Origin of the sequence: Colwellia marinimaniae (assembly GCF_002207865.1) — a bacterium.
GTDB lineage: Bacteria > Pseudomonadota > Gammaproteobacteria > Enterobacterales > Alteromonadaceae > Colwellia > Colwellia marinimaniae.
In genome coordinates this window covers 1-249 of sequence record NZ_BDQM01000419.1, presented here as the reverse complement: position 1 = coordinate 249, position 249 = coordinate 1, and the positions used below count along the sequence as shown (strand labels likewise).

The 249-nt window shown below is 50.2% G+C and carries 1 protein-coding gene; it reads right to left on the bottom strand.

Going from position 1 to position 249, the window contains the following annotated elements:
- Positions 1 to 249 (bottom strand): tryptophan synthase subunit alpha (locus MTCD1_RS19895; RefSeq protein WP_200818700.1); only part of this gene is annotated, 249 nt, incomplete at both ends.

The window sequence follows — 249 nt, the reverse complement described above, 5'->3', positions numbered from 1 at the left end:
CTGCGCGGCTAAGTAGGTAGGTATAACCAGACCCTTGCTCTGCTACCAGTTGCAGTGTCGCGTCATCGGCATTTGGCGGTGCGATGTAGATACTTTCGATACCGACTTTATCGCCGGCGTCTTTAAATTGTTGACCGTATTGTACTGGCACGTCGGCAATCAGCAATGAGTCAACCCCAGCCGCAGCGGCTTTAGCCATAAACTTATCGGTACCGTTGCCGTAAACTAGGTTGGCATACAGTAATAAAC